General features: G+C 54.5%; 15 protein-coding genes. 9 read left to right on the top strand and 6 right to left on the bottom strand.

Annotation, left to right across the window (positions count from 1 at the left end):
* The first annotated feature begins 112 nt into the window (after positions 1-112).
* Positions 113-2,248, top strand: coding sequence for an ornithine decarboxylase (locus AAIG26_RS14610; protein WP_343180835.1), 2,136 nt, complete (start codon positions 113-115; stop codon positions 2,246-2,248).
* A 35-nt stretch (positions 2,249-2,283) separates the two neighbouring features.
* Here the strand turns inward: AAIG26_RS14610 and AAIG26_RS14605 are convergent, their stop codons facing one another.
* Positions 2,284-2,976, bottom strand: coding sequence for a response regulator (locus AAIG26_RS14605; RefSeq protein ID WP_045512874.1), 693 nt, complete (start codon positions 2,974-2,976; stop codon positions 2,284-2,286).
* Positions 2,966-4,603, bottom strand: a complete 1,638-nt coding sequence (locus AAIG26_RS14600; RefSeq protein WP_343180834.1) for a sensor histidine kinase — start codon at positions 4,601-4,603, stop codon at positions 2,966-2,968. The genes AAIG26_RS14605 and AAIG26_RS14600 overlap by 11 nt, the downstream gene beginning before the upstream one ends.
* A gap of 335 nt (positions 4,604-4,938) precedes the next feature.
* Here AAIG26_RS14600 and AAIG26_RS14595 point away from each other — a divergent pair, with 335 nt between their 5' ends.
* The 8 genes from AAIG26_RS14595 to citG are packed head-to-tail and all read left to right on the top strand — an operon-like array spanning position 4,939 to position 12,285.
* Positions 4,939-6,303, top strand: coding sequence for a 2-hydroxycarboxylate transporter family protein (locus AAIG26_RS14595; RefSeq protein WP_086873479.1), 1,365 nt, complete (start codon positions 4,939-4,941; stop codon positions 6,301-6,303).
* Between the two features lie 21 nt (positions 6,304-6,324).
* Complete coding sequence (locus AAIG26_RS14590; protein WP_045512864.1) at positions 6,325-7,188, top strand: fumarylacetoacetate hydrolase family protein; 864 nt, start codon at positions 6,325-6,327, stop codon at positions 7,186-7,188.
* 16 nt (positions 7,189-7,204) lie between these two features.
* Entirely contained in the window at positions 7,205-8,224 is a 1,020-nt protein-coding gene (gene citC, locus AAIG26_RS14585; RefSeq protein WP_020455184.1) for a [citrate (pro-3S)-lyase] ligase, read from the top strand.
* A 17-nt stretch (positions 8,225-8,241) separates the two neighbouring features.
* The gene (citD, locus tag AAIG26_RS14580) at positions 8,242-8,535 is read left to right on the top strand and encodes a citrate lyase acyl carrier protein (protein WP_020455183.1); all 294 of its coding nucleotides are present in this window, start codon (positions 8,242-8,244) and stop codon (positions 8,533-8,535) included.
* Positions 8,532-9,407 (top strand): citrate (pro-3S)-lyase subunit beta, encoded by an 876-nt coding sequence (gene citE, locus AAIG26_RS14575; RefSeq protein ID WP_343180833.1) that lies wholly within the window; start codon positions 8,532-8,534, stop codon positions 9,405-9,407. The genes citD and citE overlap by 4 nt, the downstream gene beginning before the upstream one ends.
* Before the next feature lie 10 nt (positions 9,408-9,417).
* Complete coding sequence (gene citF, locus AAIG26_RS14570; protein WP_343180832.1) at positions 9,418-10,944, top strand: citrate lyase subunit alpha; 1,527 nt, start codon at positions 9,418-9,420, stop codon at positions 10,942-10,944.
* Positions 10,941-11,480, top strand: coding sequence for a citrate lyase holo-[acyl-carrier protein] synthase (gene citX / locus AAIG26_RS14565; RefSeq protein WP_020455180.1), 540 nt, complete (start codon positions 10,941-10,943; stop codon positions 11,478-11,480). The genes citF and citX overlap by 4 nt, the downstream gene beginning before the upstream one ends.
* Entirely contained in the window at positions 11,458-12,285 is an 828-nt protein-coding gene (gene citG, locus AAIG26_RS14560; protein ID WP_343180831.1) for a triphosphoribosyl-dephospho-CoA synthase CitG, read from the top strand. The genes citX and citG overlap by 23 nt, the downstream gene beginning before the upstream one ends.
* A 241-nt stretch (positions 12,286-12,526) precedes the next feature.
* On the opposite strand, the gene AAIG26_RS14555 is transcribed toward citG, so the two are convergent.
* From AAIG26_RS14555 to mutY, 4 genes are all read right to left on the bottom strand, one after another.
* The gene (locus AAIG26_RS14555; RefSeq protein ID WP_020455178.1) at positions 12,527-13,780 is read right to left on the bottom strand and encodes a nucleoside permease; all 1,254 of its coding nucleotides are present in this window, start codon (positions 13,778-13,780) and stop codon (positions 12,527-12,529) included.
* A 238-nt stretch (positions 13,781-14,018) separates the two neighbouring features.
* The gene (gene mltC / locus AAIG26_RS14550) at positions 14,019-15,101 is read right to left on the bottom strand and encodes a membrane-bound lytic murein transglycosylase MltC (RefSeq protein WP_045512851.1); all 1,083 of its coding nucleotides are present in this window, start codon (positions 15,099-15,101) and stop codon (positions 14,019-14,021) included.
* Between the two features lie 108 nt (positions 15,102-15,209).
* Positions 15,210-15,485, bottom strand: coding sequence for an oxidative damage protection protein (locus tag AAIG26_RS14545; protein WP_020455176.1), 276 nt, complete (start codon positions 15,483-15,485; stop codon positions 15,210-15,212).
* Positions 15,486-15,510: 25 nt separating this feature from the next.
* Positions 15,511-16,560 (bottom strand): A/G-specific adenine glycosylase, encoded by a 1,050-nt coding sequence (gene mutY, locus AAIG26_RS14540; protein WP_020455175.1) that lies wholly within the window; start codon positions 16,558-16,560, stop codon positions 15,511-15,513.
* Positions 16,561-16,645: the final 85 nt, after the last annotated feature.

Genomic DNA, 16,645 nt, shown 5'->3' with positions numbered 1-16,645 from the left:
TGCTTTTACTGATGTCTGGCGGTCGGAGCTGGTTCCAGTCAGACACGTTCGTTGGGCGAAGCAACTGCTTTGTCCGGGGTCTTTTACTCCCCTGAAACGGGTATTCGTGCTTATGAAATCAATGAAAATTGCCGTCAGCCGCGAGCTGATATCTGCGCTTTCCACCCACCGCGAAGTGGTGACGCTGGACAGTACCGATTTTACGGATGTGGCGGCAGTCGTCATGACATTAGCGGAGAGTCGCAGCGGCATTCTTGCGTTACTCAAACGGACGGGGTTTAACCTGCCGGTTTTTTTGTTCACTCAAGAGCCGGAGAGTGCGCCGCAGGGCGTGACAGCGGTGATCGGCGGTAAAGATCAGGACTGGCTGGAGCTGGAAACCGCCGCCTGTGACTATGAAGACAATCTGTTGCCGCCATTTTTCGATACGCTGCGCCAGTATGTCGAAATGGACAACAGCACGTTTGCCTGCCCCGGTCATCAGCACGGCGAGTTCTTTAAAAAGCACCCGGCGGGCCGTCAGTTTTACGAATTCTTCGGCGAGAACGTTTTTCGCGCCGACATGTGCAACGCCGACGTCAAGCTTGGCGATTTACTGATCCACGAAGGTTCGGCCAAACATGCGCAGAAGTTTGCCGCGAAGGTATTCAATGCCGACAAAACCTATTTTGTATTGAACGGCACTTCTGCCGCCAACAAAGTGGTGACCAATGCGCTGCTAACGCGGGGCGATCTGGTGCTGTTCGATCGTAATAACCATAAATCCAACCATCATGGTGCGTTGATCCAGGCCGGTGCAACGCCGGTCTATCTGGAAGCGGCGCGTAACCCGTTTGGTTTTATTGGTGGCATTGACGATCACTGCTTTGATGAGGGTTATCTGCGCGAGCTGATCCGCGAAGTCGCGCCGGAAAAGGCAGACCAGCCGCGCCCGTTCCGTCTGGCGGTGATCCAGCTTGGGACTTACGACGGCACGATCTACAACGCACGGCAGGTGATCGACAAGATCGGCAGTCTGTGCGATTATATTTTGTTTGATTCGGCGTGGGTAGGGTATGAGCAATTTATCCCGATGATGGCCGACTGCTCGCCGCTGCTGCCGGAGCTAAACGAGAATGATCCGGGCATTTTTGTCACCCAGTCGGTGCATAAGCAGCAGGCCGGGTTCTCACAAACCTCGCAGATCCACAAAAAAGATAACCATCTGCGCGGACAGACACGTTTTTGCCCGCATAAGCGGCTGAACAATGCCTTTATGCTACATGCATCAACCAGCCCGTTTTATCCGCTGTTTGCCGCGCTGGACGTGAACGCCAAGATCCATCAGGGCGAGAGCGGACGCCGGCTGTGGGCAGAATGTGTGGCGCTGGGCATTGAAGCGCGCAAAGCGATCATCGCGAACTGTAAGATGATCAAACCCTTTGTGCCGCCGGAGATCGCCGGGCGGCCGTGGCAGGATCACCCGACGGAAGTGATCGCCCGCGAGCGGCGCTTCTTTAGCTTTGAGCCGGGTGATAAATGGCACGGTTTTGAAGGTTATGCGCACGAGCAATATTTTGTTGATCCCTGCAAGCTGCTGTTGACCACGCCAGGTATCGATGTGGAAACGGGCGAATATACCGAGTTTGGTATTCCGGCTACCATTCTGGCGCATTACCTGCGTGAAAATGGCATTGTGCCGGAGAAGTGCGATCTCAACTCGATCCTGTTCCTGCTGACGCCAGCCGAAAGCGCCGAGAAGATGGCGCAGCTGGTAGCGATGCTCGCCCAGTTCGAACAACATATTGAAGATGACACGCCGCTGGCCGATGTGCTGCCAACCATCTTTAATAAATATCCGGTGCGTTATCGCGATTATACGCTGCGTGAGCTGTGCCAGGAGATGCACGATCTGTATGTGAGTTTTGACGTCAAAGATCTGCAAAAAGCAATGTTCCGCAAAGCCAGCCTGCCAGCGGTCGTGATGAACCCGCAGGATGCAAACAGTGAGTTTATTCGCGGCAATGTTGAGCTGGTGCGCATCAGTATGGCGGAAGGGCGCATCGCCGCCGAAGGTGCACTGCCCTATCCGCCGGGCGTGCTCTGCGTGGTGCCGGGAGAAGTGTGGGGCGGGGCGGTGCAGCGCTATTTCCTCGCGCTGGAAGAGGGCGTCAATCTGCTGCCGGGCTTTTCACCGGAGCTACAGGGCGTTTATTCCGAGACCGACACCGACGGTATCAAACGCCTGTACGGCTATGTACTGAAGTAGACTTTAGCCCCTCAACCGCACGGTGAGGGGCCATCTCACGCAGCCACCCGGCGGTACATGCGCCTCGGGTGGCCAATTTTCCCGTACTGCATCTCCACCGCCAGAAACCCGGCTTCCACGCAGTGTTCCAGATAGCGCCGGGTGGTGGTTTTGCTCAACCCCGTTTCGCTCACCACTTCATCGACGGAAAAACAGCGCGCCATCTCGTCGGCAAACAGTTTCTGAATCAGCGCCAGCGTACTCTCTTCAATGCCTTTACTGCCGTTATCCTGGCGGAAATTTTTTGCCTGTAACTGGTAAAGTGAGTCCACGTTCTGCTGGTCGACAATTTTCCACACGCGTTGCTGCTCGGCGAATTGCACAAAGCGCTCCAGCGACTGGCTCAGCCGCTTCCACGACACGGGTTTGAGGATATAGTCGAACGCGCCATTGCGGATCGCCTGGCTACAGGTGTCCATATCACTGGCGGCGGTAATAAAAATCACCGAGCAGTTCGCGCGAATAATCTGCGGATCGTTAATAAGGGTAATGCCTTTGCCATCCGGCAAATAGTTATCCAGTAACACTAACTGCGGCTGCATGTTGCTCAATAACTCGCGGGCTTCGGCAAGCGACGAGGCAATACCAACCAGGCGCAGGCGCGGGTGTTTGCTGACCAGTTCCGCATTAAGCTGCGCAAGCGTGTTTTCATCTTCTACTATCAGCACGTCTATCAGTTCATGTTGCATAATTCTGATCTTCCAGGGTCGGCACGGGACACGGTACGTTACCCGTTTCAGGAATAAACAAAGAGAAAATTGTGCCGCGAGGCGTGTTAGCGGAGACTTCAATCGATCCGCCCACCTGCGTGACATAGCTGGCGATCAGGTACAGACCAATGCCATGATCGCCACTGCGCTTGGTGGTCATCCCGCGTTCAAAAATATGATCGCGAATCGCCGGATCAATGCCGATACCGCGATCCGCCACTTCAATAATCAACTCCCGTTCGTTCAGCAAAATCAGCACTTCAACCGGTTCGTGAGGCAGCGTGGCGCGCTGGGTTGCTTCAATCGCATTATCCAACAGATTACCGATAATGGAGATAAGCTCCGCTTCACCCAACAACCGGCAGGCTCTGTCCATCTGACACAGCGGATCAAAGGCCAGTTCGACACCTTTTTCACGGGCGCGCGCCGCTTTCCCCAGCAGCAAACCGCACAGCGTGGGTGAGCTAAAGCGCGAAGAGATAAAATCCAGCAACTCCTGCGCGTGCTCTGACTGCGCCTGAATGTAGCGCACGGCTTCATCGTAGCGCTCCATATGCAGCAGGCCAGAGAGCGTGTTCATGCGGTTGAGTTGCTCGTGGCGCATAATGCGCAGGTTATCAACGTAGCGCTTCACCTGGCTGAGTTGCGCGCTCAGCGTGTCTATCTCGTTGCGATCGCGAAAGGTAATCACCCAACCCTGCAATTTATTCTCCAGCATGATGCGTACCCGGCTGGCAATCACCGTTAACTGATTAAAACGGCAAATCTCATCATGCGTGTCGTTTTCCAGCATCATCGAACGGTCAAAAAACGGCACCGGGGCAATGACTTCATCGATAGTTTGCCCGCGCAGCTCTCGCGTCGGCTGGCTTAACCCCAGAAGTTTGCGTGCGGCCTGATTGATCACTTCAATGTGCAGTTCGCTGTCAATCGCAATCACCCCTTCGTAGATCGATTCCATCATCGCTTTTTGTTGGCGCACCAGCAGGCCAATCTCCCGCGGCTCAAGGGAGAAGATCTGTTTTTTAATGCTGCGGGTAAAGAACCAGGAAAAAATAAACAGCGCTGCCAGCAGCAATACAGCGGCAATAAAAATGTTGATCACTTTACCGAGCGTGATGGTATCGAGATAACTGGTCAGATACCCCACTGACACAATCCCGATAACGCGCCCGGCATCATCAAAAATCGGCGCTTTACTACGTAACGAAATACCCAGCCCGCCTTTGCGGATAGTGGTGATGCTTTTCCCGTGCAACACCTCGGTATTATCGTCACCCACTAATGTTTTTCCGACCACATCAGAATGGACTGAATGAAATAAATGCAGGCCTTTGTCATCGCCAATAACAATAAAGCTTGCGTCGCTATGCGCCACCACTTTATGCATAAATTGCGCGATGGCTCGAATATCTTTATTGGCAACCGATTGGCGTAAATTCGGAATAATCGCTATTTCCTCAGCCTGTATTTTTGCCCGGGCACTCATTTCCTGATATAGCTGACGGCCGACATCCTTATAATAATAAACGCCAAGCAGAACGAACAAACCGGAGAAAAAAAGCACCAGCGAAATAAAAAGTTTGATTTGGAAAGAGACTTTCATGACGGTTCGCACAGCAGCCAGCAAAGCGCCAATGTAGCATCTTTTTGCGCACGCGTACGCAGTTTACTGGAAACTTGTGATCCCTTGCACAGCCAGCGCTGAAGCGGAAAAATGGTCTGTTAAATATTCTTTTTTGGAAATGTTATTAACTTGTGTTTCTATTTAAAAAAACCATAAAAACCACGCCAATAATTAAGGCGTAAATCACACAAAATAAAAGAAACCATAAAAACCATAGGAGCCATTAAAACTCCGGTTTTAATATGCTATTCCTCACATAAAGTACGCATTTAGCCCTTTACTCTACAGGCACAAAATAACCAAGGGGCTTAATTATGAGCACAACTGACGATTCATTCTCTGTTACCTCTGAATCGCTGGCGATTCAAAAAACATCACTGAAGGATAAGTGGTGGCACATTATGGATACGTGGAAAGTTGGGATTATTCCACTGCCATTATTCCTGCTAGCCGGTGCGTTAATTGCTATCGATTGTCTTGGCGGCAAGTTGCCGAGCGATATCGTCGTGATGGTGGCGACGCTGGCGTTCTTCGGCTTTGCCTGCGGCGAGTTCGGCAAACGTCTGCCGATCGTCGGCAAACTGGGCGCAGCGGCGATTTGCGCCACCTTTATTCCTTCAGCAATGGTTTATTACGGTTTGCTGCCGGACGTGGTGGTCGAGTCCACAACGAAATTCTACAAATCAACCAACATCCTCTATCTCTACATCTGCTGCATCATTGTCGGCAGTATCATGAGCATGAACCGCACCACCCTGATTCAGGGTTTCCTGCGTATCTTCTTCCCGATGGTTTGCGGCGAAGTGGTTGGCATGCTGGTGGGGATGGGCGTAGGCCTGGCGCTGGGTATGGAACCGTTCCAGATCTTCTTCTTTATCATTCTGCCAATCATGGCGGGTGGTGTAGGTGAAGGCGCGATTCCGCTCTCCATTGGTTACGCCACGCTGCTGCACATGGATCAGGGCGTCGCGCTGGGCCGTGTACTGCCGATGGTGATGCTGGGCGGTCTGACCGCAATCATTATTTCCGGCTGCCTGAACCAGTTGGGTAAACGCTTCCCGCATCTGACTGGCGAAGGCCAACTGATGCCTAACCGCAGCAATGGTGATGAGCAAGCACCGGCTGCCCCTGCGTTTTCCGGTAAAACTGATGTTACTACCATCGCGGCGGGCGCACTGCTGGCAGTATTGCTGTACATGATCGGCATGCTCGGCCACAAACTGATTGGCCTGCCTGCACCGGTCGGCATGCTGTTTGCCGCCGTGCTGGTTAAGCTGGCGCACGGTGTTTCTCCGCGCCTGCTGGAAGGTTCTCAGGTGGTGTACAAATTCTTCCAGACCTCTGTGACTTACCCAATCCTCTTCGCCGTGGGCGTTGCCATTACGCCGTGGGAAGAGCTGGTTCACGCTTTCACTCTCGATAACTTGCTGGTGATCGTGAGTACCGTTTCCGCACTGGTTGCCACTGGTTTCTTCGTAGGTAAAAAGATTGGCATGCATCCGATTGATGTCGCCATCGTTTCCTGCTGCCAGAGCGGCCAGGGTGGTACAGGGGATGTTGCCATCCTGACTGCCGGTAACCGTATGAGCCTGATGCCGTTTGCACAGATTGCCACCCGTATTGGCGGTGCGATCAACGTGTCGGTATCGCTGCTGGTTCTTGGCAATTTCCTCGTCTGATTAAGCACTACAGGAACTGATATGAAACTCGCAAGCTTTGTCCATCAGGGGATCCGTAGCTACGGCATCGTCAAGGCTGATGGCGTCATCAATCTGGGTCAGCGTCTGGGAGACCGCTACGGTGATTTGAAATCGTTGCTCGCGGCCGACGCGCTGAGTGAGGCACAACAGCTGAGTGGTGAAGCGACGGATCTGCGCTTTGACGATCTCAACTTCCTGCCGGTTATTGAAAACCCGGGGAAAATTCTCTGCGTCGGCATGAACTACGCCGAAAAACGCAAAGAGTTCGATCAACATAACCCGGCACCGACGCTGTTTGTGCGCTTCGCCGACTCGCAAACCGGGCATAACGCGCCGGTGCTGAAACCGCGCCACTCCAGCGAATTCGACTACGAAGGTGAGCTGGCGGTGATCATCGGTAAAGGTGGCGAAAACATCTCTCGTGACGTGGCGTTAAGCCATGTCGCAGGTTACAGCTGCTATATGGATGGCTCTGCGCGTGACTGGCAGCACACCTGGTTCACCGCCGGGAAAAACTGGCGGCAAACCGGCGCGTTCGGCCCATGGATGACCACGGCTGATGAGATCCCCGATCCGCATCAGCTCACGATCCGCACGTGGTTGAATGGCCGCATGGTGCAGGACGACAACACCGCCAGCATGATCCACAAGGTCGCCGAGCTTATCGAGTACATCAGTACCTTTACCAGCCTGACGCCGGGCGACGTCATCATCACCGGCTCACCGGGCGGCGTTGGTAAAAAACGCAATCCACCGCTGTTTATGAAAGCAGGCGATCGCATCGAAGTGGAGATCGAAAATATCGGTCACCTCAGCAATGTGATCATTGATGCGCCAGCCCATGCGCTGACAGCAGCGCACTAAGGACGAAGGCAATACGATGCAAGCACGACCCTCCATCGACTTCCGCGTTGCGGAAGTCAACGGCAATACTCAACGGCTGGCCTCTATCCGCGCCTTGCTCGCTGACAGTGGTTTAGGTATGGACAGCGATATCACCACCTTCGTTGAAGCCTGGTCGGGAAACCGGCTGGTGGGTTGTGCAGGTCTCGCCGCCAACGTCATCAAGTGTGTAGCGGTTGAAGAGCAGTTGCGTGGGGAAAACCTCAGTGCGCGGCTGCTGGCAGAAGTTGAGCATCTGGCGCTGGCGCGTGGACATTTTCATCTGTTCCTGTGCACGCGCCCTTGCAATCGTGAGCGTTTCCAGCACAGCGGCTTTTGGCCGGTTGCCCAGAGCGGCAACAATGCGATATTGATGGAAAATACACCGTCTGGCATTCAGCGTTACTGCCGCACGTTGCAGGCGCGCCGCGTTGCCGGAAAGCGCATTGGCTCTATTGTGATGAACGCCAATCCCTTCACGCTTGGCCATCGGCATCTGGTGGAGCAGGCTGCACAGGCCTGCGACTGGCTGCACCTGTTTGTGGTGCGGGAAGATGCCTCGTTCTTTCCTTTCTCCGCACGGCTGAAAATGGTGAAGGCGGGCGTGGCGCATCTGCCTAATGTCACGGTTCACGAAGGCTCTCAGTACATTATTTCCCGCGCTACCTTTCCGGCCTATTTCCTCAAAGAGACCGGCAAAGTGCAGCAGGCGTGGAGCGAAATCGACCTGCTCATCTTCCGTAACCATATTGCCCCGGCGCTCGGTGTTACCCACCGCTTTATCGGCAGCGAGCCGTTTTGCGATATCACCCGCCAGTACAACCAGACTATGCATCAGTTGCTGGCAGGTTCAGTCGAGGTGGTGGAAGTTCCGCGCATTAAAGCGACCGGCACCGCCATCTCTGCTTCGGAAGTACGCCGTTTACTTAAAACACACCAGTTTTCCCGTATTCGGGAAATTGTACCGGATACCACTTTTGCGCACCTTGAGTCTCATTACAGCGCGGAAGTCGCTTAAAAATCAGGAAAATAACTATGAAAATTGTAAGGGAGGCGCTGGCCGGGACGATGGAGTCCAGCGACCTGATGGTGAAAATCGCCCCCGCAGAAGGCGAGCTGGATATTGTTATCCATAGCGAGGTGATGAAGCAGTTTGGCGATCAAATCCGCAAGGTGGTGGATGCCACGCTGCGCGCGATGGAGGTCCGCCAGGGCTTAATCATCATTGAAGACAAAGGCGCACTGGACTGCGTAATCCGTGCCCGTCTGCAAAGCGCCATTCTGCGCGCCGCCGAAGGTACCGAAATCGACTGGGGGAAACTGCTGTGAAAAAACTACGTCGTAGCATGCTGTTCCTGCCAGGCGCCAACGCCGCCATGCTCTCCACCGCTTTTATCTACCGCCCTGATTCGATCATGTTCGACCTGGAAGACGCGGTAGCGCTGCGTGAAAAAGACACCGCGCGCCTGCTGGTGTTCCACGCGCTGCAACACCCGATGTATCAGGATATGGAAACCGTGGTGCGTATTAACCCACTGAACACGCCGTTTGGCCTGCCTGATCTGGAAGCGGTAGTGCGCGCCGGTGTTGATGTGGTACGCCTGCCGAAAACCGATACCCCGGAAGATATCTACGAGCTGGAACATCACCTGGAGCGTATTGAACTGGCTTGCGGGCGCGAAGTGGGATCGACCCGTGTAATGGCGGCGATTGAGTCGGCGGTTGGCGTCATTAACGCCGTTGCGATTGCGCGCAGTTCGCAGCGCTTAATTGGTATCGCGCTGGCCGCGTTTGACTACGTGATGGATATGCAAACCGAACGTGGCGACGGCACCGAGCTGTTCTACGCGCGCTGCGCTGTGCTGCACGCCGCGCGTGCCGCCGGAATTGACGCGTTCGACGTGGTGTGGTCAGACGTCAATGATGAAGCCGGTTTCCTGCGTGAAGTCGATCTGGTGCGCAAAATGGGTTTCAACGGCAAATCGCTGATCAACCCACGCCAAATCGATCTGCTGCATAACGCCTATGCGCCAACCCAGCAGGAAGTCGACCACGCGAAAGTGGTTATCGAAGCGGCGGAAGAGGGCGAACGCAATGGCCTCGGCGTGGTTTCGCTGAACGGCAAAATGATTGACGCCCCGATTATTAATCACGCGCAGATGGTGCTGGAACGTGCAGCTGCGTCCGGCGTGCGTCGTTAAGGACAGAACAATGAATCAAACAGAGCTTCTTCACGTTAATTTTCCCCATCTGCGTGATTTAAAACCCTTTGAAAGCGCGCATGCGGCAACACCGTGGCTGGCGGATATCAACACCAAACACACGCGCAAACTGTGCGCGACGCTGGAAGACGCGATTGCCCGCAGTGGTCTGAAAGACGGCATGACCATCTCTTTCCACCATGCATTTCGCGAAGGCGATCGTGTGATCAACAACGTCGTGGCAACGCTGGCGCGTCTGGGATTTAAAAACCTGACGCTGGCTTCCAGCTCGCTGATGACCTGCAACGATACGCTGATCGAGCATATTCAGAATGGTGTGATCTCACGCATTTACACCTCCGGGATGCGCGGCAAGCTGGCGGATGCAATCTCTCACGGCCTGATGGCGGAACCGGTTCAGATCCACTCACACGGCGGCCGCGTGAAGCTGTTGCAGGATGGCGAGCTGAACATTGATGTCGCTTTCCTCGGCGTGCCGTGCAGCGATGAGTTCGGTAACGCCAATGGCACTCAGGGGAAATCCTGCTGTGGCTCGCTGGGTTACGCGATGGTGGATGCGCAGTTCGCCAAAAAAGTCGTGTTACTGACCGAAGAGCTGGTGCCGTTCCCGAACATGCCTGCGAGCCTTGGTCAGGATCAGGTTGATCTGATCGTGCAGGTAGAAAGCGTGGGCGATCCGGCGAAAATCAGCGTCGGCGCGGCCCGCGTCACCAGCAATCCGCGCGAGCTGATGATTGCCCGCTACGCGGCAGATGTCATTGAACATTCGGGGTATTTCAAAGACGGTTTCTCCATGCAGACCGGCTCCGGCGCAGCAGCGACCGCAGCGACGCGCTTCATGGAAGAAAAAATGGAGCGCCACGGGGTGAAAGCCCGCTTCGCGCTTGGCGGCATCACCGGTAGCCTGGTGGATCTGCATGAGAAAGGGCTTATTGAAAAACTGCTGGATACGCAGTGTTTCGATGGCGAAGCGGCGGCTTCGCTGCGCCGTAACCCGAATCATGTCGAGATCTCCACTAACGTCTATGCCAACCCGGGCGGTAAAGCTGCCAGTTGCGATCAACTGGATGTGGTGATCCTCAGCGCGCTGGAGATCGATGTCGACTTCAACGTTAACGTCATCACCGGTTCTGATGGCGTGATGCGTGGCGCATCCGGCGGTCACTGCGATGTCGCGGCAGCTGCCAACCTCACCATTGTCGTGGCTCCTTTGCTACGCAGCCGCATTCCTACCGTTGTAAAACGCGTGACCACGTTGCTGACGCCAGGGGAAAGCATCGACGTGCTGGTCACCGATCATGGTATTGCTGTTAACCCGGCGCGTCCGGATATTCGCGAGCGTTTGCTGGCGGCGGGCCTGAAAATCGTCGACATCGAAGCGCTTTATCAGCGTGCGATTTCACTGACCGGCGAACCGAAACCGATCGCTTTTACTGACCGCATTGTTGGTGTAATCCGCTATCGCGACGGCAGCGTGATCGATGTGGTTCGTCAGGTTAAAGAGGACAATCTATGACCACACTGACGCCCGTGAGAGCGGGCGTCAGCCTCGAAGCGCTGCTGGCGGCGAAAGATAGCCGCGCGGCGCGTCAGGCTGACTGGCTCACTCATTATCAACAACCCGTTATTTCGCTGACGCTGGTTACCCCCGGAGCGGTAAAAGACAGTATTCGTTACCGCAATACCATGGGCGTGGCACTCCAGGCCTGCGACCAGTTGTTGTGGCAAAACCGCTGGCGCGTGCTGGACAGGCAGGTATTGTGGCTGCCAACCGGCGCGGAAGCGTTGTGGTGCGTGGAGCACCCGGCGGTGGAAATCAAAGCGCAGTGCGTGGAGATGGAACAGACCCATCCGCTTGGCAGATTGTGGGATTTCGATGTGTTTTGCCCGAAAGCAGGGCAGGTGGGGCGACATTCGCTGGATCTAAATACTCGCCGCTGTCTGGTATGTGATGAACCTGCACACGGCTGCGCCCGTTCGCGTCGCCATTCGTTAGAAGATGTAGTGGCTCGCGTGGAGAAATTAATTGATGGCTGGTTTGCTCGCGACTAAATCCGCCATTGCTGATGTGCCTGAGCTTGCGGCGCAGGCGTTGCGTCTTGAGCTGGATTTAACCCCCAAACCGGGGCTGGTGGACAGAGCCAATAACGGCTCGCACCAGGATATGGATCATGCGCTGTTTTTAAAGAGTATTGCGGCGATTACGCCGTGGTTCAGGGTCTTTGCCGAAGCAGGAAAAACCCATGCACAGAAATCGGCCAGCGAGCAGCTACGGCTGATGCGCCCGATGGGTATCGCCTGCGAGCAAGCGATGTTCACGGCGACAGGGGGCGTGAACACCCATAAGGGCGGCATTTTTTCGCTTGGTCTGCTCTGTTTCGCCGCCGGGCGTTTGCAGGGACAAGGGCGCAGGGTTAGCGCTGACGCGCTTTGCCAGCAGGTCAGTGAAATCTGCTGTGGATTAGTGGCGCGTGAGCTTGATGGTCGCCCACAGGCTATCACGGCGGGTGAAAAACAGTTTCGCCAGTATGGGCTGACGGGGGCACGCGGTGAAGCCGAGCAGGGGTTTATCACTGTGCGCCGCGCAGTGTTGCCGTTCTGGCATCAGGAACAGGGGGAGCGGCGGTTACACAATGCGCTGCTGCGCCTGATGGCCGCGAATCGCGACAGCAATCTGGTATCTCGCGGCGGTATTGAAGGGCTGCACTACGTACAGGATTATGCGGCGAGGTTGCTGGTAACTGGCTGGGATAGCGACACGCTGCGCGAAATGGATCGGGCGTTAATGGCTCGTCGGTTAAGCCCCGGCGGGAGTGCCGATCTGCTGGCGGTGGCCTGGGTTCTGGCCGGGCTGTAAGTAGTTTATAAAAAATCATCTGTATAGCAGATGGTATTGATCGCGCCCAGGAGGCGAGCGCTAAAAGCATTAATAAAAGCCTCAGCCTGTTCTGCACGATTTAAAGCAAAAGTTAATAAGCCAACGCCTGTTGCTGACCACCTTCGCAAAAAGAGATGGTCAAATGGCCACAAAAAACCCGGCGCTCAGGCCGGGTTTTGTCTTTGCATCGCTAACCACCTTCAGGAGATGGTTATCAGTTTCAGGCTTTCTGCGCCACGCCTTCTGGCTCACGCACGTGTTTATACTTAAACAGCATCACGAAGGCGAAGGCCAGCACCAGCGAGTAACCGGCGAAAATCAGCCACACGGTTTTCCAGTCGGTGATGCCCGCAGTGGTGTAAATCTCCACCACTTTGCCGCTCACCATCCCGCCGAGGATACAGCCGAAGCCGTTGGTCATCATCAGCAACATACCCTGCGCACTGGCGCGGATAGCCGGATTCACCTCTTTCTCCACGAATACCGAACCGGAGATGTTGAAGAAGTCGAATGCACAACCGTAAACGATCATCGACAGAACCAGCAGCACGGTGCCGAACGGCGTCGGGTCGCCATAGGCAAACAGACCAAAACGCAGCACCCAGGCGATGATACTGATCAGCATGACGTTCTTGATGCCGTAACGGCTCATAAAGAACGGGATCGCCAGGATAAATGCGGTTTCGGAAATCTGCGAAATCGACATCATCACCGACGCATGTGTCACGATGAAGCTGTTGGCGAACAGCGGGTTCGCGTCAAAGCTGTGCAGGAAGGTGTTGCCGAACATGTTGGTGATCTGCAGCTCGGCGCCTAACAGCATCGAGAAGATAAAGAAGATCGCCATGCGCTTGTTTTTAAACAGCGCGAAAGCGTTCAGGCCCAGCATTTCCACCCAGGTCTGTTTCTCTTTGCTTTTAGCAACCGGCATATGCGGCAGCGTCAGAGAGAACAGGCTCAGCACCAGCGACAGCGCCGCGCCAATGTAGAGCTGCATATGACTCAGTTCGAAACCGGAGAAGCTCACCGCCCACATCGCCAGAATAAAGCCGATGGTGCCCCAGATCCGAATCGGTGGGAAATCGGTCACGATATCGTGGCCTGCGGATTTCAGGCGGAAGTAAGAAATGGTGTTCACCAGGCCCAGCGTTGGCATATAGGCCAGCGAGTTAAGCAGGATGATGGCGAACATTGCGCCTGGTGTGGTGACGCCTGCGGCGATAAATAATGTAATCGCGCCAACCAGGTGGCACAGAGCGTACACCCATTTTGCGCTCAGCCACTTGTCCGCAACGATACCGAGCAGCGTTGGCATCAGCAGTGATGCAATACCCAGCGAGCTATATACCGCGCCAATTTCCGCGCCCTGGAATTTCAGGGTAACGAACATATAAGAGCCAAGCGTAGTCAGCCAGCTTCCCCACAGGCAGAACTGCAGAAAGATAATGACTTTCAGCTGCAGCTTAAGATTCATGCTAATTTCCTCACAAAGGAGAGTGATAGATGTTGGAATGGGCACAATTGCGTTTGTTATGTGTCAGGATTCTACCATCTACGGGGTGGCGAATTTGTTATGCCCGACATAAAAATGCAAACTTCCTCTGATTGCATTTTTATATGGTGACGTATCTCACACTTTAGCGCAACCGTTTGCATCACTCACATGAATACCTTATGCCTCTTTCGTTGGTGCAGACGAAAGAGGCAGCAGATTAGTTGCGACGGTAAGTTTTCTGCGCAGCGTTAACTTTGTAGAGATAGCGGCGGGATTCCGCCGAGGGGTGACGTGTAGTCAGGGTTTGGTACACATCTCCCGGCGTCATGGTGTTGATGATATTTGCCGCCTGCACTTTATCGGCGGAAAAGACGCGTAACACGCTGCCGGCACCGCCGTTATAAGCGGTAATAACCGCATAGCGCCGCGATGTAGGGTTAGTAATACCGGAGAGATAAATATTGTTCAGCATCGCCAGATAGGCGGTGCCGGTATCGATGTTGCTTTGTGGATCAAACAGATAACTGCGATCGGGCGTACCAGATTTTCCCTGCGCGCGGAACACATCTTTACCGGCGCTGTGCTGCACAACCTGCATTAGACCGAGCGCATCGGAGCGGCTAACGGCGTATGGGTTAAAGGAGGATTCGGTTTGCATAATCGCCAGAATCAGCGATTCGTCGACGCCATATTTATGCGACGCTTTGCGCACCATACCGACGTATTTATGCGCGCGTTTATCCAGGTGGTTTGGCACCAGGTTAATGGTCACGCTGTAGATCATCCGTAAGCCGTTGCTGCGGCTTTTCAGACGTGTTTGCAGCAAATAGTCCGCAAACTGCGCTGCACGCCATTGCCAGCGAATGGCTTCGCCGTTGTTGTCCACCACCTGGCCATAGAGGAACGGCTCTTTCGAGATCTGAATATCATCGACATCGGAGTAAAGATCGATTGAGCCCGGATCGTCGCCCATCAGCAGGGTTTTGATAATCGCCTGGCGCAAATGCGCCGCAGGTTCGGTGCCGGAGATAGTCTCGACGGTGATCGTCCCCTCATCGAAGTTGATGTGGCTGCGGGTTTGGTACTGGTCGGTGTATTTAACGTAGTCTTTCGGGCCTGCGATCAGAACCTCGTTAAATCCCCATAAATTCTCAATATTATGGGCAAATTGACCCATCAGGATGTCAAAACCGTTGGTGTCTTTAATCCAGGCTTCGTTGTAGTCGTCACCCGTTTTATTCGAACTGGAACAAGAAATCAGCAACGGCGCAATAATCGCTAGCGCTAAATATTTTTTCATCATTCCGGGATGCAATTGTGTTGGTGTGTTAGCGCCGGTGTCTCTGCGCACTGGCAATGCCTTCCCATGCTTTCGCAGCATTACCAGTGATTGCGCGTGAACAGCGGCTTATTTTTTTTCTTGCGGCGTATAGCCTTCAATATGCACGTCTTTACCTTCAAACAGGAAATTCACCATCTCCTCTTCCAGCAGTTTACGGTGCTCGACGTTCATCATGTTGAGTTTTTTCTCGTTGATAAGCATGGTTTGCTTCTGCTGCCACTGCTTCCAGGCCTCTTTCGAGATCTCGTTATAAATGCGTTTTCCGAGATCGCCCGGATAGAGCTGGAAGTCTTGCCCTTCCGCTTCACGTTGCAGGAAGGTACAAAAAATAGTTCTGCTCATAAAATAATCCTCTTTGCTTGCGCGCCTAACGGACTTCGGCGCGTAATTGCTGTATCAGGCGTTCCACGGGAGCCGCCAGACCGACGGATGGCGGTTGCGCTAAGTTATACCAAAGACCTGCGCCCTCATCCATGCAAGACGAGAACGAGGACACGCCAAGCCACATAGGCACAATATCCAGATGGAAATGGCTAAAGGTATGGCGAAACGCCACAAGTTGGCTGAGATTATCGGCGCTAATCTTCCTCTGCGCCAGCCAGGCCCGCAGACTGGCCTCATCGCTGAACTGCGGGAAGCAGAATAACCCGCCCCACAGCCCGCTCGGTGGGCGCTGCTCAAGATATACTTCGCCTTCATGCTGCATCAGCAGGAAATATCCGGTGCGCTCGGGCAGCGTCTGTTTCGGTTTTTTACCCGGATATTGCGCCCAGGTGCCGGAAGCATAAGCTTCACAGCCCGTTTGCAGCGGGCAGAGCTCGCATTTCGGTTTCGAACGGGTGCAAACCATCGCGCCCAGGTCCATCATCGCCTGGTTAAAGCGCTCGACGCCCTGAGCCGGGGTGACGTCTGTGCTGATCTCCCACAACCGTTTTTCCACTTCTTTCTTTCCGGGCCAGCCGCCGACAGCGTAACAGCGCGCCAGCACGCGCTTCACGTTGCCATCGAGAATGGGAAAGTGTTTACCCAGCGATAAAGAGAGGATAGCGCCCGCGGTCGAGCGGCCAACGCCCGGAAGCGCGGCGACTTCCTCGAAGGTCTCCGGGAAGCGCCCGCCGTGCTGGTTAGCCACCTGCTGCGCGGCTTTATGTAAGTTGCGCGCTCGCGCGTAATAACCCAGACCAGTCCACAAATGCAGCACTTCATCCAGTGGTGCATTCGCCAGATCGCTCACGGTTGGAAAACGCGCCATAAAGCGCTGGAAGTAGGGGATTACGGTTGTCACTTGCGTTTGTTGCAACATCACTTCCGATAGCCATACTTTGTAAGGCGTTTTTTCAATTTGCCAGGGCAGCGTTTTTCGCCCGTATTTGTCGTACCAGCCCAGCACCTGGGCTGAAAATTGAGACGCTTGCATGGTCACCAGAATCACGTAATCAGGGGCGAAGATTGCAGCACAGAGGCGCTGAGCTGTAAACCGGAACTTTCCGGTGCTTGCATCG

Source organism: Kosakonia sp. PSU_27 (assembly GCF_039409795.1).
Lineage (GTDB): Bacteria > Pseudomonadota > Gammaproteobacteria > Enterobacterales > Enterobacteriaceae > Kosakonia.
The sequence above is the reverse complement of the archived record's forward strand: the minus strand, read 5'-3'. Positions and strand labels throughout refer to the sequence as shown.